This is a genomic window from Thermogemmatispora sp. (assembly GCF_042408735.1).
Lineage (GTDB): Bacteria > Chloroflexota > Ktedonobacteria > Ktedonobacterales > Ktedonobacteraceae > Thermogemmatispora.
In genome coordinates, this window is record NZ_JBHOQV010000090.1 from 1 (window position 1) to 23,180 (window position 23,180).

Annotated in this window: 18 protein-coding genes, 1 pseudogene and 1 CRISPR repeat array; of the genes and pseudogenes, 13 read left to right on the forward strand and 6 right to left on the reverse strand. The window is 64.1% G+C overall.

Features of this window, described 5'->3' with window-relative positions; translation table 11 throughout:
* Nucleotides 1-5 precede the first annotated feature (5 nt).
* A pseudogene (locus ACFMO7_RS07115) lies at nt 6-182 on the forward strand (hypothetical protein); the annotation flags it as partial.
* A 134-nt stretch (nt 183-316) separates the two neighbouring features.
* A CRISPR array of direct repeats spans nt 317-866; the repeat unit is 37 nt; unit sequence GTTGCAGCGGCCTCGATCCGTTTGCGGATACTGAAAG.
* 118 nt (nt 867-984) lie between these two features.
* Here the strand turns inward: ACFMO7_RS07115 and ACFMO7_RS07120 are convergent.
* Nucleotides 985-1,962 (reverse strand): DMT family transporter, encoded by a 978-nt coding sequence (locus tag ACFMO7_RS07120; RefSeq protein ID WP_376794829.1) that lies wholly within the window; start codon nt 1,960-1,962, stop codon nt 985-987.
* Nucleotides 1,963-3,303: 1,341 nt separating this feature from the next.
* Between ACFMO7_RS07120 and ACFMO7_RS07125 the strand changes: the two genes are divergently transcribed.
* Together ACFMO7_RS07125 and ACFMO7_RS07130 are read left to right on the forward strand one after the other, a co-directional pair.
* On the forward strand, nt 3,304-3,975 hold the full coding sequence (locus tag ACFMO7_RS07125; protein WP_376794830.1) for a TetR/AcrR family transcriptional regulator: 672 nt from the start codon (nt 3,304-3,306) through the stop codon (nt 3,973-3,975).
* A gap of 58 nt (nt 3,976-4,033) precedes the next feature.
* On the forward strand, nt 4,034-5,689 hold the full coding sequence (locus tag ACFMO7_RS07130) for a DHA2 family efflux MFS transporter permease subunit (protein ID WP_376794831.1): 1,656 nt from the start codon (nt 4,034-4,036) through the stop codon (nt 5,687-5,689).
* Here ACFMO7_RS07130 and ACFMO7_RS07135 read toward each other — a convergent pair.
* A complete protein-coding gene (locus ACFMO7_RS07135) occupies nt 5,686-6,399 on the reverse strand; it encodes a class F sortase (protein ID WP_376794832.1) in 714 nt (237 codons plus the stop codon). The genes ACFMO7_RS07130 and ACFMO7_RS07135 overlap by 4 nt on opposite strands.
* Nucleotides 6,400-6,569: 170 nt before the next feature.
* Nucleotides 6,570-7,412, reverse strand: a complete 843-nt coding sequence (locus tag ACFMO7_RS07140) for a DUF4397 domain-containing protein (RefSeq protein WP_376794833.1) — start codon at nt 7,410-7,412, stop codon at nt 6,570-6,572.
* Between the two features lie 412 nt (nt 7,413-7,824).
* Here ACFMO7_RS07140 and ACFMO7_RS07145 point away from each other — a divergent pair, with 412 nt between their 5' ends.
* The 10 genes from ACFMO7_RS07145 (at nt 7,825) to ACFMO7_RS07190 (ending at nt 19,829) form a co-directional block, all read left to right on the forward strand.
* Nucleotides 7,825-8,559, forward strand: a complete 735-nt coding sequence (locus ACFMO7_RS07145) for an RNA polymerase sigma factor (RefSeq protein WP_376794834.1) — start codon at nt 7,825-7,827, stop codon at nt 8,557-8,559.
* Complete coding sequence (locus tag ACFMO7_RS07150; RefSeq protein WP_376794835.1) at nt 8,552-9,898, forward strand: hypothetical protein; 1,347 nt, start codon at nt 8,552-8,554, stop codon at nt 9,896-9,898. The genes ACFMO7_RS07145 and ACFMO7_RS07150 overlap by 8 nt, the downstream gene beginning before the upstream one ends.
* 459 nt (nt 9,899-10,357) lie before the next feature.
* Entirely contained in the window at nt 10,358-11,392 is a 1,035-nt protein-coding gene (locus ACFMO7_RS07155) for a phytoene/squalene synthase family protein (protein ID WP_376794836.1), read from the forward strand.
* A complete protein-coding gene (locus ACFMO7_RS07160; protein ID WP_376794837.1) occupies nt 11,382-12,620 on the forward strand; it encodes a glycosyltransferase in 1,239 nt (412 codons plus the stop codon). Before ACFMO7_RS07155 ends, ACFMO7_RS07160 begins: the two co-directional genes overlap by 11 nt.
* On the forward strand, nt 12,617-14,350 hold the full coding sequence (locus tag ACFMO7_RS07165; RefSeq protein WP_376794838.1) for a carotenoid biosynthesis protein: 1,734 nt from the start codon (nt 12,617-12,619) through the stop codon (nt 14,348-14,350). The genes ACFMO7_RS07160 and ACFMO7_RS07165 overlap by 4 nt, the downstream gene beginning before the upstream one ends.
* Complete coding sequence (gene crtI, locus ACFMO7_RS07170; RefSeq protein ID WP_376794839.1) at nt 14,347-15,897, forward strand: phytoene desaturase family protein; 1,551 nt, start codon at nt 14,347-14,349, stop codon at nt 15,895-15,897. Before ACFMO7_RS07165 ends, crtI begins: the two co-directional genes overlap by 4 nt.
* Nucleotides 15,898-15,972: 75 nt before the next feature.
* Nucleotides 15,973-16,881, forward strand: a complete 909-nt coding sequence (gene uvsE / locus ACFMO7_RS07175; RefSeq protein ID WP_376794840.1) for a UV DNA damage repair endonuclease UvsE — start codon at nt 15,973-15,975, stop codon at nt 16,879-16,881.
* A gap of 110 nt (nt 16,882-16,991) precedes the next feature.
* Nucleotides 16,992-18,299, forward strand: a complete 1,308-nt coding sequence (locus ACFMO7_RS07180) for an NAD(P)/FAD-dependent oxidoreductase (RefSeq protein ID WP_376794841.1) — start codon at nt 16,992-16,994, stop codon at nt 18,297-18,299.
* A gap of 23 nt (nt 18,300-18,322) precedes the next feature.
* Complete coding sequence (locus ACFMO7_RS07185) at nt 18,323-18,820, forward strand: hypothetical protein (protein ID WP_376794842.1); 498 nt, start codon at nt 18,323-18,325, stop codon at nt 18,818-18,820.
* A 217-nt stretch (nt 18,821-19,037) separates the two neighbouring features.
* Nucleotides 19,038-19,829 (forward strand): ferritin-like domain-containing protein, encoded by a 792-nt coding sequence (locus tag ACFMO7_RS07190; protein WP_376794843.1) that lies wholly within the window; start codon nt 19,038-19,040, stop codon nt 19,827-19,829.
* Between the two features lie 207 nt (nt 19,830-20,036).
* Here ACFMO7_RS07190 and ACFMO7_RS07195 read toward each other — a convergent pair whose 3' ends face one another.
* From ACFMO7_RS07195 to ACFMO7_RS07205, 3 genes are all read right to left on the reverse strand, one after another.
* Nucleotides 20,037-20,996, reverse strand: a complete 960-nt coding sequence (locus ACFMO7_RS07195; RefSeq protein WP_376794844.1) for an aldo/keto reductase — start codon at nt 20,994-20,996, stop codon at nt 20,037-20,039.
* 50 nt (nt 20,997-21,046) lie between these two features.
* A complete protein-coding gene (locus ACFMO7_RS07200; protein ID WP_376794845.1) occupies nt 21,047-21,670 on the reverse strand; it encodes a hypothetical protein in 624 nt (207 codons plus the stop codon).
* Nucleotides 21,671-22,996: 1,326 nt separating this feature from the next.
* Nucleotides 22,997-23,180 (reverse strand): hypothetical protein (locus ACFMO7_RS07205; RefSeq protein WP_376794827.1); only part of this gene is annotated, 184 nt, incomplete at its 5' end.

Here is a 23,180-nt window from a genome sequence, read left to right on the forward strand (position 1 = left end):
CTACTGTGAACTCTGTATCAGTAGGAAGCGGATGGATAAACGCTTCCCAGTCGTTTACTATCAGCGCAACACCTAACGCTGCGCAGGGCTACCTCTTCAATGGATGGACAGGGACTGGGCCAGGAAGTTATTCAGGATCCCAGCAGACCGCAACAGTTACAATGAACGGTCCAATTACAGAAACAGGTAACTTCATACCTGGGACAACAGTTGTTCTTACATTCACGGAAACAGGCTTGCCTCAAGGAACTCCTTGGACAGTCACGCTTTCAGGGACGCAAGGCACTGTTTCTAACACAAGTATCGACAAGCCCAAGTTGCAGCGGCCTCGATCCGTTTGCGGATACTGAAAGCTGCTTGCCCTGAAACGGGGGAGGCTGCTGTACAAGGTTGCAGCGGCCTCGATCCGTTTGCGGATACTGAAAGGGTCGGTGATCTGGGCCGCCACAACGGCGCTGAGGGGTTGCAGCGGCCTCGATCCGTTTGCGGATACTGAAAGTGCCCCCGTCAAATAAATTGTCGACAAGATTGTTCACAGTTGCAGCGGCCTCGATCCGTTTGCGGATACTGAAAGCCAAGAGCGCTGTGCCATCATCGTTTACCGCTTTGGTTGCAGCGGCCTCGATCCGTTTGCGGATACTGAAAGATCCAGAAAGCGCAGGTGGGAAATCGTGAAGAGCTTGGTTGCAGCGGCCTCGATCCGTTTGCGGATACTGAAAGGGTCCGGCATTATTGGTAGGAGAGGCATCACTTATCGTTGCAGCGGCCTCGATCCGTTTGCGGATACTGAAAGCGTAAAGCATTCGACTTGCTCGCAGTTCGTGGAGACGTTGCAGCGGCCTCGATCCGTTTGCGGATACTGAAAGGTTGCGGATACTGAAATGCGGATACTGAAACAGCGCGACGGAGTCTGGCGTCGCCCTCCACGCCCACCAGGCCGCCCGACAGCTCACCCAGGCGTCAGCCAACTGCGACAGAGGAAGCTTAGGTGCAGTCGCCGGTCCGGCAGCCCTCTGCCGCCGTTGGCTCTGGCTCAACCTCTGGCATCGAGGCTGTAGAAGATAGGGCGGCTCTGTCGGCAGCCTCAACCTTGCCGCGCATATTGACCAGCAGGACCCCCACGATGATCACCAGTCCCCCAAGCAGCTCGAGCAGCGTTGGTACCTCGCGCAGCCAGAGCCAGGAGATCAGCAAAGCCAGGAGCGGAGAAAGATTGAGGAAGCTGGTAGCCAGAGAGGCCGGCAGGCGTGCCAGGGCAAAAGCCCACGTACCATAAGCGATGGCCGCCGGGAAGAGACCCAAATAGACTATCGCCAGCGTCGCCATCGGCTGGGCCTGTGACCAGTCATGCCAGAGTGCTGGCGCAAAGGGCAGCATAAAGAGCGTGCCCGCCCACATGGTATAAGCCGTCATCTCGCTGCTGCTGTAGCGCCGCATGTAGCGCTTCTGGACAATGAAATAGATGCTTTCGCAAAGCGAGGCTCCCAGTACGAGCAAGGCTCCGGGAGTGAAGCGCAAACCCTCCTTGCCACCGAGAGAGATGACAGTGACGCCCACCACACTGATAGCGATCCCCAGCCAGCCCCAGAGCGTCAGACGCTCGTGGAGAACCAGTAGGGCCAGTAAGGCGGTGAAACAGGGAACCGAGGCCACCAGAAAGCTGGCGGTTCCGGCGTTGACGGTCAGTTCACCAAAGGTCAGGCCGGCATGATAGCCGGTGATACCGATCAGCCCGAGCAGGAGCAGGCCGGGCAGATCGCGCCAGGCCGGAAGACGCAGGCGCGCCAACGGGGCATAGAGCGCCAGGGCCAGCGAAGCGACCAGAAAACGCAGCAGGATCAAAGCCCCCGGCGAGTAGCTCTGCAGACCGGCCCGAATACCAGTGAAGGCCGAGGCCCATAGCAGCAAGGTAATAACCAGCGAGAGCGCCGCACGGGTCTCGACTGCTTTAGTCGAACGCATCTTTGCAACCTCCATTTCCAATACAGGTTAGTATAGCCCCAGCGAGCGACACTTGTGACCAGCCAGCCACTTCAAGAAAGGTCGGCCAATAGCGCCCTCGCTCGCCAGGTCAGATGAGAACAGGGGGCGCCTGTGCGCCTGCAGAGCAAGAGCACAGGAAGGGAACGGGCGTGAGCAGGCCCACCGCTGAGCCAGGCCATCTTTTTGTCTATGCTTTGCAGGAGGTTGAGCAAGAGGTGGCAGCGACGAGGACGGTGAAACCGACCCGCCGGGGCGTTGGGATGCTTTGCGCAAAGGCGGTAATCCATTTGCACAATCTCTGCGTATGCCTCTGACGAGGCGGATGCGGGTGGCCAGGGAAAGCTTTGCCGCTCTGGTTTCTCAGCAGTGACGGCCCCATCCCGGTTCGGTGAACGGAGCGCACGCCGTTCCCCAGCCTGGCCACTGCGCGCCGCCTTGCTGTCTGAGCAAATCCAGAGCTGCTTAACCAGCCAGTCCGTCACCCGGCTTCCTTTCTTTCCTCTACCAGAGCAAGCTCTCCTGAAGCAAAGCAGGAGCAGGAGACTGACGATTTCCCAGGCGCAGGTGAGCGGGAGCGTCCAGCGCCAGCAACTTTTGTAGCTGGTCGCGGTCTCTCTTCCCAGCCGGTGCTCGCCCGGCAGCCGATACACGGCGACATGGGACACGGATACTATCGGAGGCGAATCGCCGTCGGCAGCCTCCTCTCGCGCCCGCGCCACACCCCTGGCGTTTGCCAGGGCTGGACACGCCGAGACCGACCGAGAGGGCCGCGTGGGTCATCAAGACTCCCCCAGCAAAGAAAGAGACAGTCAGCCAGTCGATCCAGACAGCCGACGCGGTCGGAAACGCTTCCCAGGGAGGATCGCCGTGCTGGCCAGCAGGCCCCTGTCGAGGAGAGCGAGAAGCGGGCAGCCACCCTGGAAGCCAGTCCCGGCATTCCATTGGCGTCACGTGTTCTGCCGCTGACGGCTGAATATTCTCCCGGCCATCCTCCCTTGCCACCTTCATCCCCGTAGCTGGACAGCTACGCTGCAACCCATATCGCTCATTGCGCCATAGTGCGCTGGCCTGGAGAGCACCGTGGCCAATGCATGGCACGGATCGGCGGGACAGCTTCAGATCACCATCGCCTCATCCTGGAACCGCCGCAGGAACAGCCGCCGATGATAGCGCAGGAGAGCCAGCAGCGACACCCGACGCCGCCTGGCCCGACACTCCTCTTGCCAGCCCTTGACTTTCCTCCTCTTGCAGGCTATAATCCTTATCAGTTGATAAGCAAACAAGGCAAGAGCAAAAGGAAAGGCGGAGTAGCTCGCCAGTATGAACGGACCGGCGCGGCGCGGCGCCCGTGGAGGTCACGGGCACATTGCTAAAGCCAGAGAAAGCGAGAGCGAAGAGACGCGGCGTCTCATCTTGCAGGTAGCCCGACAGCTCTTTATGGAATATGGCTATCGGGCTGTCACCACGCGGCAGATCGCGGAAGCCTGCGGCCTGACGCAGCCAGCTCTCTACCACCACTTTGCCGACAAGGAGGCTCTCTATCTGGCGATGGCCCGCGAGGAGCTGGCGCGCGTCAAGGCTGCCCTGGAGCGCATCGTGCGCCGCAGCGAGCCCGTGCCCGAGCGCCTACGCCACGTCGCCAGCTATCTGCTTACCACCACTCAGCACGACCTGGCCCTCATGCTGCACGACATCCGCTATGAGCTGTCGCCTGCGGTGCGCGCCCAGCTCCATACCCTCTTCGAGGAGAGCCTGATCGCGCCCATCGCCGCCAGCTTTGCCGAGGGTCTGCAGTCGGGACTGCTGCGCTCGCCCGATGAGGGGGGCGTCGACGCCAGAATGGCCGCCTACCTCTTTATGAGCCTGATGTCGCGCTTCGTCGTCTGGGGACGCGAGACCCTCCCCTCGGTGGCCGAAAGCCGACGCGAGTCTCTGGCCAGCGAGCAGGCAGCTTTGCTGGTGCGCGTCCTCCTCTATGGGCTGGCGCGTTGATCTCTCTTTTTTTGTGACCATCATTTATCAATTGATAAGGTAGAAGGAGGTCTCCGCAATGGAGTCCGACACGAGGCCGCAGGGCCAGCCGGGGGAAGTCGCCGAGGCGGCTCCGGCTGACCCCAACTATCGCTGGAAAGTTCTCTTCTCGGTCGTCTTTGGCACTTTCATGGTGATCCTGGACGCCACCGCCGTCAACGTCGCCCTGCCCACCCTGCAGCATGTCTTCAAGGCTCCGGTCGACCAGGTGGACGGCGTCCTCACGGCCTATGTCCTGGCCCTGGGCATCATCACGCCCCTGGCCGGTTACCTGGCTGAGCGCTTCGGTATCAAGCGTATGTACCTGCTTTCGCTCTTTCTCTTTGTGCTCGGCTCAGTCCTCTGCGCCTTTGCCCCCTCGTTGCCCTGGCTGGTCGTCTTTCGCGCTCTGCAGGGGTTGGGGGGTGGCATGCTTGGTCCTCTGGGCATCTCCCTGCTCTTTGGGGCCTTCCCCGAGAAGCAGCGCGGCCTGGCCTTTGGCCTCTACGGCATCCCGCTGGTGGTCGCCCCGGCCAGCGGTCCCGTCCTCGGCGGCTACTTTGTGGAGTACCTTGACTGGCGCTACATCTTCTTCATCAACATCCCGGTTGGCCTGGCCGGCCTGCTGCTTGGCCTCTTCTGGTTGCGAGAGAGCCGGCGTGGCACCGCCGCCCGCCTCGATATTCCCGGGGTGTTGCTCTCCGTGATCAGCTTCGGTACCCTGCTCTACGCGATCCAGCGCGGCTCTAGCGAAGGCTGGACCTCGGCCCGCATTCTGACCCTACTCACCATCGGCCTGTTGACATTCGCCATCTTCGTGCTCGTCGAGCTGCGCCGACGCGACCCGCTCCTCGACCTGCGCCTGTTCAGACGGCGTACCTTCACTTTTGCCAGCGTCATCGGTTGGGTCAGCACCATCGCGCTCTTCGGGGCCGAGTTCCTGCTGCCGATCTACCTGCAGAGTCTGCGCGGACGCACCCCTCTGCAGGCCGGCCTGATCGTGCTGCCGCTGGCTATCAGCTCGGGGATTATCACCCCGCTGGCCGGCGCCCTCTACAACCGCATTGGCCCGCGCTGGCTGATCTTTGTGGGCAGCCTGCTGCTGGCCGTCAATACCTGGGGCTTTGCCCACCTGACCCTGGAGGCCTCCTATACCGAAATCATGGCGCTGGCCGCCATCCGGGGCGTTGCCCTGGGCCTGACCCTGCAAACAACGCTGACCGTGGCTCTGACTGGCCTGAAGCCCGCCCAGCTCCCACGCGCCAGCTCACTGCTCAATGCCACGCGCAATGTCTTTCAGTCCTTCGGCATCGCTATGCTCGGCACGATTGTGACCCATCAGTTAACTGCCTACCAGGATGCCGCCCGCAATGACCTGCACAATGCCGCGACGGCTCTCGGCCAGCGCTTTCTGCAACTGGTGCAGCTCCTGCAGATGCGTGGGCTGCCGGCGGCCGCGGCCCAGAAGGCCGCCGAGGGTCAGCTCCTCGGCTCCCTGGTGCCCCAACAGTTCATGCAGAGCATCAATGATGCCTATATTGTGACCTTCTGGCTGGCACTGGCGGTGGCCCTGCTCGCGCTAACCCTGCCCGGGCGAAGCGGCCTGGCTGCAGCCCGCGCCGCCGCCGAGGAAGGAGTCTCCGGTGGGGCGCCCTCCGTGGCGCCGGCCAGCGGCGCTCAGGCGCAAGGGAGCTAGTGGCCTGCCGCGGGGCCACTCTGAAGAGTGCTGTAGACAACCAGGCGCTCCGTCGTCTGGTGCTCGCTGGGAATCCAGGTGCCAGCACAGGTAATAAGGTTCAGATAGTGTCCCGAGCGGTCGGCGAAGATGCGCAGCAGGGGCGCACGCTCAGGCGCGTAGGCGACGACCGCTGTGACACGAAAACTCCAGCGCTGCCCGCGTTCATCGACAACGATCAGCGCCGCCCCAGGGCGCAGCAGATGGAGGTTCCAGAAGACCGCCGGGTAGCCGCCAGGTCGATCGAGGTGACCGGCCATCACGGCGCTGCCCAGCGCTCCGGGCACTGGCCCGAGGCTGTACCAGCCGACGTCGTCCCAGGGGTGGCGCTGTGGCGTCGCCAGCGTGCCATCGGGAGCCAGCGCCACGCGCTCGATGGGAGCAGCCAGACCGATGGCGGGAATAAGGAGGCGCGCCGGTGGGGCAGGATCGGAGACCGTCGCGGTGGCCGCGAGCGGGGTCGGGGTCCGTCCCCGCCCCTCGAGGCCGCCGTCGACCACCGGTCTGACGCTGGCCGCTGTAACAGGGGGCCTGGCCGATGCGCAACCGCTGGTCAGCAAGAGACCCCCCATCAACGCTGCCAGCAGAAGGATCAGCAACCGGCGGCTTCCGCCGGGATCTGGCACCGGAGGTTGAGGGGAGGAGAGTACGTGCTGGGTCTTTCCTTGCACACACACAGCTCCTTCTTCGTGGAGAGAGGCGGCTTGCGGTCCGACGAGAACCTTTCTCGCCAGACCGCAGCCGCCGACAGAGGAGGGGAGAGAGCAGCGCCCGATCCTTTTTCAGCCTGCCTGGCCTGAGCGGCGAGGCCCCTCCCCTCCGAGAGAAGCACTCCGGTCGCTTAGCGACGCCGCCGGGCAATAAGTCCCCGTGTCCCAATCCCCAGACCAAGCAGGGCCAGCAGGGCGATCAGGCCGGCCAGCCAGGGCAGCACAGGGGAGCCGGCCGCCGGCTGCGGCAGAGCGTTGGGATCACTGCCTGTATTGGGCATGCCCGGTACGCCGCTGACCGCCGCCACCACAAACTTTAGCTCTGGTGTTCCTTTGTAGAGGCCCACCGCGAAGACGCTATAGACCATGCCACTCTGCAGGGTGGCCGAAACCGGCACCGTGGCGTTGGCCTGCGTGGCCGTCACATTAAAGGTATAGGAACCAGGCGGCACACTCAGGTAGTCGCTGGCATTCTTGTAGGTCAGCCCGCTAATGACCGTCTTGCCACCGGCAGCGATATCAACCGGGCCGGCGTTAGGAGAGAGATGGTAGACGCGCACCTTGGCCATGCCACTGCCGAGCTGGTTGTTGTCAACAAAGGCCTGCAGGCCCAGATTCGAGGCGCTATCGCCGATGGCTGCCACCGTGTAAGCCATATCGGCATCGACCGAGACGGTCTCGTTAATCACCGCCGCATCGATGCCCTTGCCCGCTGGCGCCACCTGGACGCGGTGCGGCCCCGCCGCCACAGAGACATAATCGGTCACAGTGCCAAAAGTGAAGTTGCTCAAGAGCTTGCCACCGTCGACAAAGACGTCGACATTGCCGGCAGCCGGCGAGGCGTGGACGACGCGCACCAGAGCATTGCCCTGGGCGGCAGCCCGACCCGCAGGCTGCAGCCATACCATCAGAGCCAGGACGCACAAGAGAATAGGAGCTGTTTTCACGTATGCCAATAGAGCATTACGACGCATCAAGTATCCTCCTTGTTGAAGATAGGCTGGCTGGCTGCGACTGGCACGCCCCCGGCCCAGAAGGTTGGGCGCGCACCAGTCGCGAGAGCCACCACTCCTGTGCTCGTCACATCCCAGTGAGGAGACAGGATGACGAGACAACAGGACAAAACCGCGATCGTCCCTGATCCAGGAAGGCCGTGAACAGAGAGGTACCCGGAATTTCAAGCTTCAATCCAGGAGACGTCAGGTCTCTACCAAAATGGTACCAGCATCTAACATCGCCGCCTGATTACCCATTCGCCATCTTCTGCACGTCCTGAGAATGGAACACCTGGATCAGAGAAGCCACCGACGAGGAAGACAAGCATGGGGCCGGGGGGCCGCCATGTGAGAACGAGAGGTACGCATTGTGTCACAGGAACCATCTGGAGTGGAGAGAGACAACCGGTTGGGGCCGCCTTCTGAAGACACGGGGTCGGAGGAAGAAGCAGAAGCGTTCGCGCAAGCGGGGCTAGCGGAAGAGGCTCAAGGCTCCTCCTGGGAAAAGGAGCTGGTTGCGCGCTGTCTGGCTGGCGATGAAGAGGCCTTCGCGCGCATCGTTGATACCTATGGGGGGCTGCTCTTGCGTACGGCCTATTTGTTAGTCAAGGATGAGGAAGGAGCAAAAGATCTGGTCCAGGAGGCTTTCTTTCTCGCCTGGAAAAACATGGCGACCTTGCGCGACCCGGCGCTCTTGCGCTCCTGGCTGCTCAAGATCCTGGTGAACCAGGCGATCAGCCTCAAGCGGCAACTGGCGCGGCAGGCAACCCTGCTGCGCGAGCGGCTGACGGGCGACGAGCAGGAACTGGTGCTGCAGCGGGCGACACCCCGCGAGGGGCGGGTCGAGGACTGGCTGGACGTGGTGGACGCCTTACAGCGCCTGCCTGTCAAACAGCGCGCGGTGCTGGTCCTCTTCTACTACCATCGTCTGACCATGCCGGAGATCGCCGCCATGCTCGGGGTGGCCGAGAATACCCTGCGCAAGCGTCTGCAACTGGCCCTCAAGAAGATGCGTCGTCTCCTGCAGATCAAGCCCCAGGATGGGTCAATGGCGCGAGAAGGCGCTGCCGGCGCCGATGAGCCCCCGTCTCAGATCGCTTCAGGGAGGGAGGAACAGCATGAGTGATGCGCGTAACGAGCCGCAGCCGAGCGAGGAGCTGCCGACGGGTCCCTCGGCAGAGCGCCACGGGCGGCGGGGGGCCGAGGAGCAAGAGCAGGCCAACCACCGGGCCCCGGCGGACGATATGCTCCTGGAGGCGATCATTCGGCACGCTCTGGAAGAGCAGGCGGCCCGGATTCACTTCTCCCCCGAGCTGCGTGCGCGCATCCTCAGCGAGCTGCCGCCACGTCCTCCTGTGCGTCTCCGCCCGCGCGGACGCCGTTCTCGCCTGGCCCTGGCCTTGGCGGCCACCTTAACGCTGCTGCTTTGTCTTATGCTCGTGCTGCTGCTCTTCCTGCCGCGTCTGCCGCCCGCCCCACCGGGCAATGGGGTGCGTTACCAGGTGGCGGAGACCCTGCCTGCTCCGCCCGCTCTGGCCCAGGGCGGACGCCTGGTCGCCGTTGATCCCACGGGGCAACACCTGGTGATCCAGGATGGGCGCGATCCCGGCCTGATGTACACCGCCAGCCTGAGCGATCCTGTTGGCAGCCAGCTACTGGCGATGCGCGAGGCCCACGATGCCGCCTGGTCGCCCGATGGTTCGGCCCTGGTGACCGTGGTCACGCCGCCCGGAGCTGCTCAGCCGCTGCTGGCGCTCGTCCCCTACGGACAATACATGTACCCGCTGGGTGAGGTTGCCCTGGCTGCTACCTGGACCCCCGGCACCACCAATCAGATTACTTATGTGACGGGGACGGCTGGGCAGACTCAGCTCTGGCAGACGACGCGCGGAGGCCACCCGACGCAGCTGCTGGCTACCATGAACTTGCGCCTGACCGTGCAGCACCTGGCCTGGTCGCCCAATGGGCGCTATTTGGCCATGCTGGCCAGCAGCGAGGGCCTGAGCGGTCCAGGCCGCGCCATCTATCTGATGGATCACGACAGTGGCCAGGTGACGGCCCTCGTGCCCAGCGGCGACTTTACCATCACTAGCTTTGGCTGGTCGCCCGATAGCCAGCATCTCACTTACGCGCGACGCGATAGGGCGGGTCACACCTTGCTCGCAACGCTAACGGTTCCCGAAGGACGCCCGCTGCTCAACATTCCCCTCCAGGGAGAGCTAGACGGCTGGAGCTGGTCGCCCGACGGGCATGCGCTGCTCTACAGCGATGACGGTCGCCTCCGCGTGCATCTCTTCTCTGGTTCGCCGGTCCTGCTGCCCTCGCCAGAGGCTGGAGCACGACAGCTGTTCCCGTTCTGGTTGCGCGACGGGCGCCTGCTGGTCGTCCACGTGGCGGCCAGCGGTCAGCGGACGCTGCAGCTTTTGGCGCCGGTACCGGCTGCCTCCAGCTCTCCCGCCGCCTGATGCCATCAGGCCCGACCCGGTTCGGCGGATCGCCCCATGCCGGGCTTGACCGCGTGCTCTCTGGGATGCGCCGGGATGGCTTCCATCGCGCTGCCACAGTTAAGGGCGCACTGCGGCCCATTGGGCCAAAGAGCTGTTACTAGAATGGGCCGGGCGAAGCGTCATATGGAAGGGACCTGGAGCGTATGACGCTCGCTGTGCCCATGATTCTTGCCCGGCCTAACGCCGCGCTTCCCAGGCTGGTCGCTTTTTTCCCACACCGCAATCAGGCAGACAGAGATGGGAGCACGTCGCGCTCTCCCTCTGCCAGCCTGGACCCTCTCCGGCTGGCCTGGGAAGAAGCCTCTCAGCTGCTCCGCCGCCCGCTGGCTGAGCCAGGCGCGGACCGCGACCAGTTCTGGCCTGGTTTGGCCGGACAGGAGAAGGGCCGGGCCCGCTGGAGAGGAGCAGATAGCCGCTATGCGCGTGGTTAAACCGAGTTTTCAACGGGAGGGGGCTTCGTCTTCCTCGGCAGGAGCCCCAGAGGAGCGAGCAGCCGCTGCTCCGCTCTCTCCGCGATCCGTCGCGGCGGGTAGCCAGAGCGAGGAGGAGGCCCTGCTTGCACGTCATGGGAGAACCTTCCATTTCGCTGCGCGCTTCTTGCCTGGAGAGCTACGCCCCTCGTTTGTCACTCTCTATGCCTTTTTCCGCACGCTTGACGATCTGGTCGATGAGCGCGAGCCGGGCACTTCGCCAGAGGCCATCGCCGGAGAGCTGCGCGCCTGGCGGGCCTGGTTTCTGGCCGACTGCCAGGGAACGGCGCCGCGGGAGCCACTAGGGGGCCGCCTGGCAGAGGTGATCGCCGGCTACGGGGTGCCAGCCGCGCTCTTCCTGGATTTTCTGGAGGGGCTGCACTGGGATCTGTGGCCGCGCGAATTTGCCAGCTTCACGCGCCTGCGGGCTTATTGCTACCGCGTGGCCGGTACCGTTGGGCTGGCCTTGGCTCACGTGCTGGGCGCAACTTCGGAGACAGCTCTGGCGGCGGCGGAGGGCCTCGGTATCGCTATGCAGTTGACAAACATCCTGCGCGACGTCGGGGGCGATCTGCGTAAGGGGCGCCTCTATCTTCCTCTGGAAGATCTGGCCCGCTTCGGCCTCTCCCGTTCGCACCTGCTGCACTTGCTCGACTCCGGTCAGGGACCAGACGCAGCCTTCCAAAACCTGATGCGCTACGAGGTGGCACGAGCACATCTCTGCTATGCCCAGAGTCTCCCCGGCGTCTGGCTGCTACCGCCTGATCGCCGCCTGCCCATCCTGCTGGCTGGTCGCCTCTATCGGCGTATCCTGCAGGCCATCGAGCAGCGCGGCTACGACGTCTTGCGCGCGCGGGCCCATACGACGCTATCGGAGAAGCTGCGGGAGGCGATGCTGGCCCTGACCCTTGATCGCCTCTGGCGACGTGGCGAGCGGCTTGACCCTGCTGAGCTGGAGGTGGGGCTTGAGAATGGGCCATAGGCTGCTGGGGGCTTGCTGGCTGAGCGTGCTCGCGGGCGGCCAACTGGCGCTGGCCTGGCGCGTCCTGGGCCGCTGGCTGCGTACTGCCGGTGGTCGGGAGCTGCAGCCTGCAAGGCCGGACAGGCCCGGGCCTGGGGAGGAGAACCGAGTCGCGATCTTGCTGCCTGTGCTCAACGAGCGCGAGCGGCTGGCGCCCTGTTTGGATGGTCTGCTTGCCCAGGGACCGGAGGTTGGGCTAATCCTCGTCATCGATGGCGGCTCTACAGATGGTACGCGCGAGCTGGTCTGTTCTTATGCCGAGCGTGATCGCCGTCTGCGCCTGCTCGACGCCTCTCCCATCGCCTCCGATTGGAACGGCAAGGTCTGGGGCCTGGAAGCCGGCTGGCGCGCGCTGCCGCCTGACTTCCCCTGGGTTCTGACGATTGATGCCGACGTGCGACCGCGTCCTGGCCTGGTGACGGCTCTACTGGCTCGGGCCCAGGGCGAGCGGGTGGCGGCCCTCAGTCTGGCCACCCAGCAGGAGCTGCCGGCGGCGCCCCTTCTGGGACTGCTGCATCCGGCCCTGTTGACCACCCTGGTCTACCGCTATGGCATGCCTGGTTCGCTTTATGAGGGTCCCGCCGATGAGCTGCGCGTCCAGGCGAATGGGCAATGCTTTCTGATTAAGCGCGAGGTGCTGGCCGCCTGTGGCGGCTTTGCTCCTTTGCGCCATTCGCTGTGCGAAGATATCACTTTGGCGCGCCTGTTGGTGCGAGCCGGTCAGCGGGTGGCCTTTGTCGAAAGTGGGGCGTTGGCCTCTGTCGAGATGTATCGCACGGCGCGCGAGGCCTGGCAGAACTGGACGCGCTCCTTGCCTCTACACGATTATTTCAGTCCGGCCTGGCATACCGCTCTTGGCTGGCTGGAGGTGCTGCTGGTACAAGCCTTGCCGCTTCCGCTGCTGACTATACTCTCTTCTCTGTTTGCCGCCGGGCGAAGGCAGCGGCGGCAAGTGCCGATCTGGCTGCTGTGGCCAGCGCTGGGACTGAATGCCGGGCTGGTTATGCTGCGTCTTGGCGCCCTGGTCGGCATGCGCCGCGCTTATTGTCGCCCGCCGTGGACGTACTGGCTCTCTCCGCTCTGCGACCTGGCGGTGACGCTGCAGCTTGGCCGACAGGCCCTGCGGCGCCGTCATCGCTGGCGCGGACGCCTGATTACCCGTGGAAACGCTCCTGGAGGTACGCTATGAAAGCCGTAAAGGTGCTTTTTATCTGCCATCTGGCGGCGCTCATCTTCGGTCTCGCCGGGCTGCTGATTGCCCTTCCTCATCCCGAACTGTGGAGCTTTAGCCCGCTGCTGGTCTCAGTCTTCAGCTTCGGCATCAACTATGCCGGCTCGCTGCATATCCTCTTCGGGGCGGCCACGGTCCTGCTCTTCGGCCTGCGCATCGTGGGAGCGCGTCGCACGTTGATCTTCTTCGCGGCCTCGACCCTGATCTCGCTGAGCATGGAGTTGGTGGGAACCTCGACCGGCTTCCCGTTTGGTCCCTACTCCTACAACAGCTTCCTGGGTTTCAAGATCCTTGACCACGTTCCCTATTCGATCCCGCTCTCGTGGTTCTACATGGGCTTCTCTTCCTTCTTACTGGCCCACCTGCTCCTGAATCGAGGGGGCGGCGACGGGGCCGGCCCGAGACGGGGCGGTCTGTGGACCGTGCTGCTGGGCGCCTACTTGTTGACTGTTTGGGATCTGACGCTCGACCCGGCTATGGCCAGCGAACGGCTCCCTCTGCACTTCTGGCAATGGGGAGTACGGGGAGCATACTTCGGGATGCCAGTACAGAATCTGATTGGCTGGTCGGTCACTGGCTTGCTGTACATGGGGGTGAGCCGCTTGCTCTGGCGCAGCGATCTTGCTGGAGGCTCCTTAGCGAGCGCGGCCTGGCTGCCCTTTGGTGTTTATGCGGCCAATACCGTCTTCGCTATTGTGCTCGATCTGAGCGTTGGTCTCTGGCTGCCCCCGCTGCTCGGCCTCCTGCTGGGAATCCTGCCGGCGGCTCTGGTCCTGCGCCGCAGTGGCGGCAGCGGACGCGAGCAGGGGGCTTCCGGCTCCCCGCGTCCCAGTCAGGGCGAACGAGAGGCGCGGCTGGCGCAGCAGGGCAGTGGAGGCGCTATGAGGCAGGACCAGAGCCAAAGCGGTTTCCTGCTGGCCCTCTTGCAGAGCATCACGCGCTTTGTGATGCGCAGCGGCGCAGCCCTGTTGCTCTGGCGCCGTCGTTTGCGCATCGTCGTCGAGGGACGGGACCATCTGGCGGCACGTGGCCCGGTCATTGTGGCCGCCCGTCATTACCATCATCTTTACGATGGCTGCCTCTTCTTGCGGGCCGTTCCGCGTCCTGTGCATATCCTGGTCGCTCTCGACTGGGCACGCACGCGCTGGCAGCGGCGCCTCATGGAGCTGCTTTGTGCTCTGGCCGGCTGGCCGGTGATGCTGCGCCCCGAGCGCCTGCGCGCCGATAGTTCCGTGGGGGCAAGGGCCGCTGGCAGCGCTGGCAGTGCCTACCGCATGGGCGAGGTGGCCCCCTATCTGCTGCGCGCCATGCGCCAGGCCGTGGCTCTCTTGCGCCGCGGCAGCCTGCTGGTCATCTTCCCCGAGGGCTATCCCGTGGTTGATCCCCATCCCTCTCCTCGCTCGCTCGATCAGGCCCTGTTGCCCTTCCGCCCCGGCTTTGCCCGACTCGTGGAGCTGGCTGAGCGCGAGAGCGGGACCAGCATTCCGGTCGTGCCAGCGGGCATTGTCTGGAGCGAGACGCGCCCGCCAACGCTGACGCTGCGTCTGGGGGCTCCCCTCTTCCGCCGCCTGTACGCCGATACCGCCCAATTCATGGCGGCTGTCGAGAGTTGCGTTCGGGTTCTTTCAGGGCTTGACCAGGGCCAGGGCCTGGCTCTGGTCTCCGACAAGGAGGTGCTTCACTCATGAGCAGCCGCTCCGGTCTGACGCCTGCTTCCAATACCCTGCCAGCAGGGGAGCATGGCGCACGGCCCCGAGTGATTGTCATTGGAGCCGGCTTCGGAGGCCTGGCAGCAGCCATCCGCCTGCAGGCTGCCGGGGCCCAGGTGATCCTGATCGAGGCTCGCCCCCAGCCCGGCGGGCGAGCCTACCAGCTCAAGGCCGACGGCTTCACGTTCGACATGGGACCAAGCCTGCTAACCGCTCCCTGGCTTCTGCAGGACCTCTGGCGAGCCGCTGGGCGCCAGCTGGAAGACGATTTGACACTGGTGCCGCTGCGCCCGTTTTACCGCATTTGCTTTGCCGACGGGAACTACTTCGACTATTGGGGCAGCCCTGCCGAGGACGAGGCCGAGATCGCGCGCTTCGAGCCGCGCGACGTCGCCGGCTACCGCGCCTTTCTTGCTGACACGGCCCGCATCTACCAGCGAGCCTTTGCTGAGTTGGCCGGCGAACCTTTCCTGCACCTGAGCGATTTTCTGCGCGTGGCCCCAGAGCTGGTGCGTCTGGGGGCCCAGCGCAGCGTCTATCGCTTTGTCTCCCGCTACTTCCGCCATCCCCAACTGCGGATGGTTTTCTCCTTCCATCCGCTCTTCATCGGCGGCAACCCTTTCCGCGCCAGCGCCATTTACAGTATCGTCCCCTATCTGGAGCGCCTGGGCGGCGTCCACTTTGTCCCAGGCGGGATGTATACGCTCGTTGAAGCCATGGCGCGCCTCTTCACCTCGCTGGGAGGAGAGCTACGCTGTAACCAGGCGGTCGAGCGCATCCTGGTACGCACAGGACGAGTATGGGGAGTGCTACTGACCGACGGGGCCTTGCTGCAGGCCGAGGCCGTGGTCGCTAACAGCGATGTCGCCACTACCTATCTGCGGCTGCTTCCCCCGGAAGTCCGCCCCCGAGAGTTAGGGCGGCGCCTGGAGCAGGCGCGCTACTCGATGAGCTGCTTCTTGCTCTATCTCGGGCTGAGTCGACAGTACCCGCAGTTGCGCCATCATACAATCTTCATGCCCCACGACTATCGGAGGATGATCAAACAGCTCTTCGATGGTCAAGGGCTGCCAGATGACCTGGCGCTCTACTTGCACACGCCAACGCGCACCGACGCGACAATGGCCCCGCCCGGGGGTGAGAGCCTCTATGTCCTGGCGCCGGTGCCGCACCTGGGACACGGCGTCGACTGGCAGCGTGAGTCGCCGGCCTTCCGCGAGCGCATCTTGCGCTATCTTGAGGAACAGGCGGGCCTGCAGGGTCTGCAAGCCAGCATTGTCAGCGAGCATCGCTTTACGCCGCACGACTTTGCCGACCAGTTGCGCAGCTATCTGGGCGCAGCCTTCTCGCTGGAACCAACTCTTTTCCAATCGGCCTACTTCCGTCCCCATAACCGGGCCCCCCATCTTGAGGGCCTCTACTTCGTGGGCGCCGGTACCCATCCCGGGGCAGGGATTCCAGGCGTTCTGCTCTCGGCCGCCATCACGTCCCGACTCGTGCGGGAGGACCTGGCATGCCGTGCATAATCCTGAAAGACGATGGAGGCCGCCAGTACCCCAGAGAAGGAGCGGTGACGCCGGTTGAGGAGGAAGTTGGCTGAGATGAGGCTTGGCTATGCCTGTGTAAACCTCTCGCTGGGAGGGAAGATGCGCAGCCTGCGCCTGGCCACCTTACGCGAGCGTGGCCTCGCCTACTTGCAGACCCTGGTCGATGAGAACCTGGCGCTGCTTGTGGCTATCCTGCGCTGGAATCTGGCCCAGGGCATCACGGTCTTTCGCATCTCCTCCGATCTGGTGCCGCTCGGCTCCCATCCGGAAGTGCCCCTGGAGCAGATCCGCTTTGAGGCGGCCCAGGTGGCCGAGGTGGCACGGCTGGCCCGTCAGGGGAAGATGCGCCTTTCCATGCACCCGGGCCAGTACACGCTGATCTCTGCCACAGGCCCCGTCTGGGAGAGTAGCTATCGCGACCTTTGTTATCATGCCGAGGTGATGGAGCGGCTTGGTATCGAAGGGGATATTATCCTGCACGGCGGCGGAGTCTACGGCGACCGCCAGGCCACCGCCCGGCGCATGCTGGCCCACATCGAGGAGCTGCCGGATGGGGTGCGTCGCCGGCTGCGCCTGGAAAACGACGAGCGCTGTTGGTCAGTGCTGGAGCTGCTGCCGATCTGCGAGGCCAGCGGTCTGCCACTGGTGGTCGACAATTTGCATCATGGCCTCAATGGAGCAGCGGAGGTCCCTCTTGAGGGCCTGCCCTGGGAGCGCATCCTGAGCACCTGGGGAGGACGCCGGCCCAAGCTGCACTACGCCGAGCAGGATCCCAGCAAGCGCCCTGGCGCCCACAGCGATTACGTCAGCGCCAGCGGCTTCCGCGCCTTTTTGGCTGCAGTGCCCTGGACCGACTATGATGTGATGCTGGAATGTAAAGCCAAAGATCTGGCGCTGCTGCGCCTGCGCCAGGAGCTGGGCCAGGCCGAAGAGGAGAGGATAACGACACCTGGCGAGAGCTGAGGCTTGCCTCGGCCCACCCACGTGCTGAATGTAGGAAGGGCAAGAGTGCTTGCTCCTGCTCCTGGCTCGCTCGGCTGTCTGAAGTAGAGAGAGGAGGAAGAAGGTTCATCATGATAATCATTGTCGGAGCCGGCCTGGCTGGCCTGGTCTGCGCACGGCACCTGAGCCGCGCCGGGCTGGGCGTTCTCGTCCTGGAAGCCGCTGACCGCCCCGGGGGCCGGGTCAGCACCGATCGCCATCCCGAGGGCTTCTTGCTCGACCGCGGCTTCCAGGTACTGTTTACCGCCTACCCCGCTGTCCAGCGCGAGCTAAATCTCGCCCCACTCGGGCTGAGGCGTTTCCTGCCAGGGGCCATTCTGGTCAAAGGAGGCCAGCGCTATCCCCTGGCCGACCCACGGCGCCAGCCTGGCTGGCTGGCACTCTCCGCCAGCAACCCTCTTATCCCCCTGGCCGACAAATGGCGTGTGCTGCGCCTGACCCGCACGATTCTGCAGACGGTCTCGGCGGAAGGCCCTGCTACCTGGCCGACAGCCGCGTTTGACGAGACAAGCGAGCTGTATCTGCGCCACTGGGGCTTCAGCGGGGCCGGTTTCATCGCCAACTTCGCCCGCCCCTTCTTCGGGGGGATCTTTCTCGATCGCGATCTACAGACCAGCGCGCGCATGTTCCGCTTTGTCTGGCGAATGCTGGCAAGCGGCGATATCGTGCTGCCGGAGCAGGGCATGGGAGCCATCGCCGCGCAACTGGCCGCCTCCTTGCCGGCGAACAGCCTGCGTCTGGGGGCCCGCGTTGTGGCCCTGCTGCGCGAGGAGGGGCACGTCTCGGGAGTCCGTCTGGCAAGCGGCGAGGAGCTGCACGCCGAGGCGGTGGTGGTCGCCACCGATAGCCCTACCGCTGCCCAGCTCACCGGGCTGCCTCTACCGAGCGCAGGCCGCAGCTGCACCTGCCTCTACTTTGCCGGCCCGCGTCCGCTCTACAGCGAGCCGGCCCTGCTTCTCAACTGCCAGCCTGATGCCCTGGTAAACCATGCTGTTCAGTTGACCAATATCGTACCGCAGTACGCTCCGCCGGGCCAGCATCTGCTCTCGCTGACCATTCTGGATGAGGCCACCCAGCAGGAAGACGACGAGGAGCTTGCCCGGCGCGCCCTGCAGGAGCTGGCCGGCTGGTTCCCAGAGCACGAGGACGGTCTGCGGAGCTGGCGCCTGCTAGCTATCTACCGCCTGCCTTTCGCCCAGTTTGCTCAGCCGCCGGGCATTTTCGCTCGTCTGCCAGAGGCACGCAGCGGGGAGCCGGGCCTCTACCTCACGGGCGAGTACCTGCATTCAAGCAGCATCCACGGGGCTCTTAGCAGCGGAGCACGAACGGCGCGCCTGCTCCTGGCGGAGCAGCGCGAGCGCATAGGCAGCGCCGGCTGAGGAGAGGGAAGGAGCAACGAACAATGCAAGAGCTTGTGGAACGCCGGCCTCCGACCTGGCGACCCGGGCGGGCTGCGCTGGCTGGTCTGCTGGCTACCGGCATCTACAGCCTGGTGATGGCCCTTGACCAGCGCCTCAGCGGCAACCGCTTCAGCGATGTGCGTTTCATCGAGGGCCTACTCAATGGGGGAAAGCGCTCCTCGGGCGGGCGCCGGCTGCTGGCCTGGGGGATCCATCTGCTCAACGGCGTTGTGCTCGGTGAGATCTACGCCGCCCTCATCAGGCCGCGTCTGCCCGGCCCGACCTGGCTCAAGGGCCTCCTCTTCGGCGAAGGCTTTCTGGCCTGCGTCTGGTGGCTCACGCCGCTGGCCGATCGCTGGCACCCGCTCATTCGTCGCGGCCAGCTCCCGCGCCTGGCAACCTGGCCTTCCTTTGGGCAGAACGTTCTACGGCACCTGGCCTTCGGCCTGACGCTGGCTCTGTTCTACGGCAACGAGCGCGAGCTGCCACCGCGCCCCTAGCGCCTTAGAGACTGGACGCGCTGGACACGGCCGGGTCGCGATCAGCGTTTTCTCGCGCCCCGCGCAGAGGCCGGGTCTTTGCATCTGTGGATGTCGATCCTTTTATTGGAAAACCTGCTAGAGTGGAACTGTGAGGACGGGAGGCGGTGGATCGTGGAGGTCCCGGAAAGCAAGCCATCTCTAGCTCAAGTTTTGCAGAAAGGATCAGTCCATCGCCATGCAGACCTACATCAATCGAGGCGTGCTGCGCGCAGCGCGGGGAAGGCAGGGACGCCGGCGCTTTCTCTTGCAGGCCACCGCCGGCCTGGGGCTGGCCAGTGGTGGCCTGGCCCTGCTCGGAAGTGGGGCCGGACCGCTGGCGGCCCATGCTCAGGGAGCGCTTTCCGAGCGGCTCGTTATGCTCGACGACGCCGTCACGCAGATCCTCTCGATCGCGCGCACAGCCGAGCAGTTGGCCGTTACCTTTTATAGCAATGGAATCGCCAACGCGGAGGCCCTCGGGCTGAGCGCCGAGGACCTGACCTATCTCAAGGCGGCGCTGGTCGAGGAGCAGATCCACCAGCAGTTTTTCACGGCCAATGGAGGTCAGTCGCTGGCCGAGGTTTTCAGCTTCCCCAAAGGCGCTCAGACCTTCAACGACCTGAAGACCTTCATCGAGACCCAGCAGCAGTTAGAAGGGGTCTTCGACTCCGCCTTCCTGGCAGCTATCAAAGAGTTTGCCGCCATGGGCCGGCCCGATCTCGCCCAAGTGGCTGGACAGATTGCCTGTATCGAGGCCGAGCATCGGGCCCTCGGACGGGTCATCGGTGGTCTACGCCCCGCCGACAACTGGGCCTTTACTCCGGTGCTGATCGCCAGAGTAGCCGATGCTCCCCAAGTGGTTCAAGACGCCGGCTACCTGAGTCCCACCGATGGCAACAGCTACCGCTACCATGAGGTGAGCACCGAGGACGCTGGCGTCGAGCAACGTGTTCCCTTCGCGGCCAGCAGCGGCATCGGACGCGGCTAACGAAGAAGTTTCAAGGGGATAGCATAGACAACAAGAGGAAGCTGGGGACAGTGCGGTCACGCCGTCACTGCTGAGAAGCCGTATCAGTCGAGAGGAGAGAGGAAAGGAGCAGAGCGAGGGCCTGTCCGCCTGTGGGCCCAACGAAGGCCGTTCCGATCGGGGTGAAGCCCTGGCCCGGGAAGCGGCCCACACGCGGACAGAGCCAGACTAGAGACCCTGGGAAACTGTCCTTAGACGGGTCAGCTGCTCGGCGGAAAGCTGCAATTGCAGCGCCGCAAAGCCATCCTCCAGATGGGCCGGCTGGCTGGCCCCGATGATCGGTGCGGTCACTGCCGGCTGAGCCAGGAGCCAGGCCAGGGCCACTGCCGCAGGAGTGCTCTCTGTTTCCCTGGCGATCTCCTGCACCGTCTCCAACGTGCGCCAGGCCTGTTCCTGGTCGTAGCGCCCCAGGACGGCGCCCGCGCGGGCACTCTGGCGTCCCTGGCCGCGGCGATAGGAGCCGCCGAGGAAGCCGCCCGCCAGAGGACTGTAAGGAATGACTCCCAGACCATACTGCAGACAGACCGTCTGTAGCTCCTGCTCAAACTCAGCGCGGTGGACCAGGTTGTAATGGGGTTCCAAGACCTCATAGCGCGCTGTGTGCTCAGCGCGCGCACACCAGAGCGCCTCGACCAGCCGCCAGGCCGGATAGTTGGAGGCACCGATATAGCGCACCTTCCCGCTGCGCTGAAGATCGTCGAAGGCACGCAAGGTCTCCTCGATCGGCGTCTCCGCATCAAAGGCATGAGCCAGGTAGAGATCGAGATAGTCGGTCTGCAGGCGACGTAGTGAGGCTTCGACGGCCTCCAGAATATGCTTGCGCGATAGGCCCCGCTCGTTGGGTCCCTCGCCCATCGGCTGATAGACTTTGGTCGCAATGACCACTCGGTCGCGATTGGCGCGCGCCCGCAGCCAGCGCCCAATGATCTCCTCGGACTCGCCGCCGCGCTTGCCAGGGACCCAGCGCGCGTAGAAATCGGCGGTATCGAAGAAATTCCCCCCGCGCTCGACGAAGGCATCCATGATGGCGAAAGCCGTCGGCTCGTCGACCGTCCAGCCCCATTGCATGGTGCCCAGACAGAGGCGCGAGACCTTCAAGCCGGTTCGTCCAAGTGTACGGTACTCCATAGCTCTTATTGTCGCGCGCCGGCCCCCCCAATGCAAGGACCTGCCCGCCCTTAGTTCTTTTCGGCGTCTGTGCCGGCCTGAGCCGCTGGCTCGCTCTCAGGAGCAGGGGCCGCTTCCATAGGGTGCTCCAGGAGAGCGACATCCTCCTGCCGCTCAAAGCTGAGACGACGCAGCAGGAAGCGCATCTGGTCGGAGAGCAGGCGTAGGTGAAAGATCAGCTCGTCGTAGTAATGCAGCAGCTGCTCCCATCCCTGCAGCAGAGCCTGGTGCTGCCGCAGACGTTGCCTGGCTGGGGCACGCTCTTGCTCGCTGTGCGGGAAAGAGGCCAGCAAATCGAGCAGATGACGAGTCTGGCTTTCTGCGTTTTGCAAGAAGAGCAAAGGCAGATCGCGAAGAGAAATAACCTCTTCAGGAAGCTGGTGAGGCTGCTCAAGCAGAGAGCGAAAGGAGAGAAGCAGCTCGTGATGCTGGGTCAACAAGCGCTGCAGGCGCTGGCGCTGGTCCGACCAAAGGCGGGCATCAGCTCTGAGGGCCGAGCATTCTAACAAGAGCAGCTCGTATTGCTGTCCAATGACGAGCAGATAGTGAGTGAGCAGTTGGCGGAACTGGTCCAGCGAGTGCGTTGTCGTCGCTGTCGAACAGAGTCCCGATGGCCTACTCGGCGAGTCGTTCAAGATGGACCTCCCTCATGTGTCCGGCGTGCTGAGCCTCTGGACCTCAGTCGTGGCGGCAGAGCAGGAGCATACCATGTAGGTAGGTAGAATACATGATAGGAGCGACAGAAGTGGGCCTTCCTTAGAGAGGCCGCTACTCGTTGCTTTCCTATACGATAGACGTTTCTTCTCCCCCAACTGCGCTGGCCGCTGCTCAGGGTTCTCCTTTTCTTTACTCCACGCACCTCCCAGAACAGCAATCTTCCCCCGGCTCACCAGCAGCCGGCTTTATCTGCGATGAAAGCTTGTAGCTGGTACCATATTACCATACGAGCCGTAAAGGACGCATAAAAAAGTATTTGAACAAATATTCAAGTTGATGGCCTGAGGGGAGATTTGAATGCCTCGAGGGCAGGAGAGAGAGTATGGTCGGCATTTTTCTATTCCTGATAGAGACGCTTAGCTTACAATTAGTTGGGGGCGTATGCAGCGAATCGATGGTCAGATTCAAGCTCACGAGGGCCTTGTAGATCGCGGCAGTCAGGGCAGCGCTGCTTTGGAGGGCCGTTGTGAGGGCAGGACCAGTATCACGCTGTTCATGACCTATTCGGCGCGGATACCCGCACGCTTCATCTGCAGGAGGAAAAGACCACTGCTCCTTGTCCTGTCACAGGAATGAGGGCCTGACAACGGATCTGGCTTCTCGCCCCCTTGTTCCCAAGGTCAAGGCCCGCTGGCTGCCAGAGCGCGACAGCTCTCACGTCAACGGCATGGTGCCGCTCATCACCGCCCCCCCGAAGCACATCATCCCACCCGCGCAGTCCGCCGCACGAGGCACCAGCCCTCTGCCCTCTCGGACGGCGCTCCCTGTGGCAACTCCCTTCGCCGCTCACCTTGGCCCGACCAGCCAGGCGCTCACGCCCCAGACTGCCCGCTCTCCCCACCGAGGCGCCCGCCTCGGTCTGCCCTCCCACCAGGCCGGCAGCCTCGAACAACCAGCCCCTGCTCCCGACCAGGCAGCCCTGCCCTGGCTCACGGCCCCCGTCCAACAGCGCCGCCAGCACCTCACCACGCCACCCCCTCAAGGGCTGGCCAGGGTTCCCTCGCTCAGATCTCCACCCGTGCAGGCTCCTCCCTGCCAGCGGGACGCTGACCGGTCCACGCGCCAGGTCTCTCCGCTGGCGGCTGTGCAGATCCAGGGAGCTGACCCGACCCCGGTGCAGCGCAGAGCGGTGGGAGGCGTGGAGGTGAGCACACTCTCCCTGGCGGGGACCTCCACCTCGACGGACCAGGCCAGCGTTCATGCAGGAAACCGCCTCAGAGAGCCTGTCGATCATCCTGCTCGCCTCAGGACAGGCTTGCAGAAGAAAGGCCCTCGTGGCGCAAGACGACGCGTGAGGCCCATTGGGCCACCCCAGCGACGGGGGAAGCTGCCAGCGCCTCCGGCCAGCCCTGCAGGCGCTGCCTGGCTGGGAAGACCCTCCCGCTCTCGGCAAGCGCCCAAAGCGCCAGCAAGGCAGGCGGAAGCCGC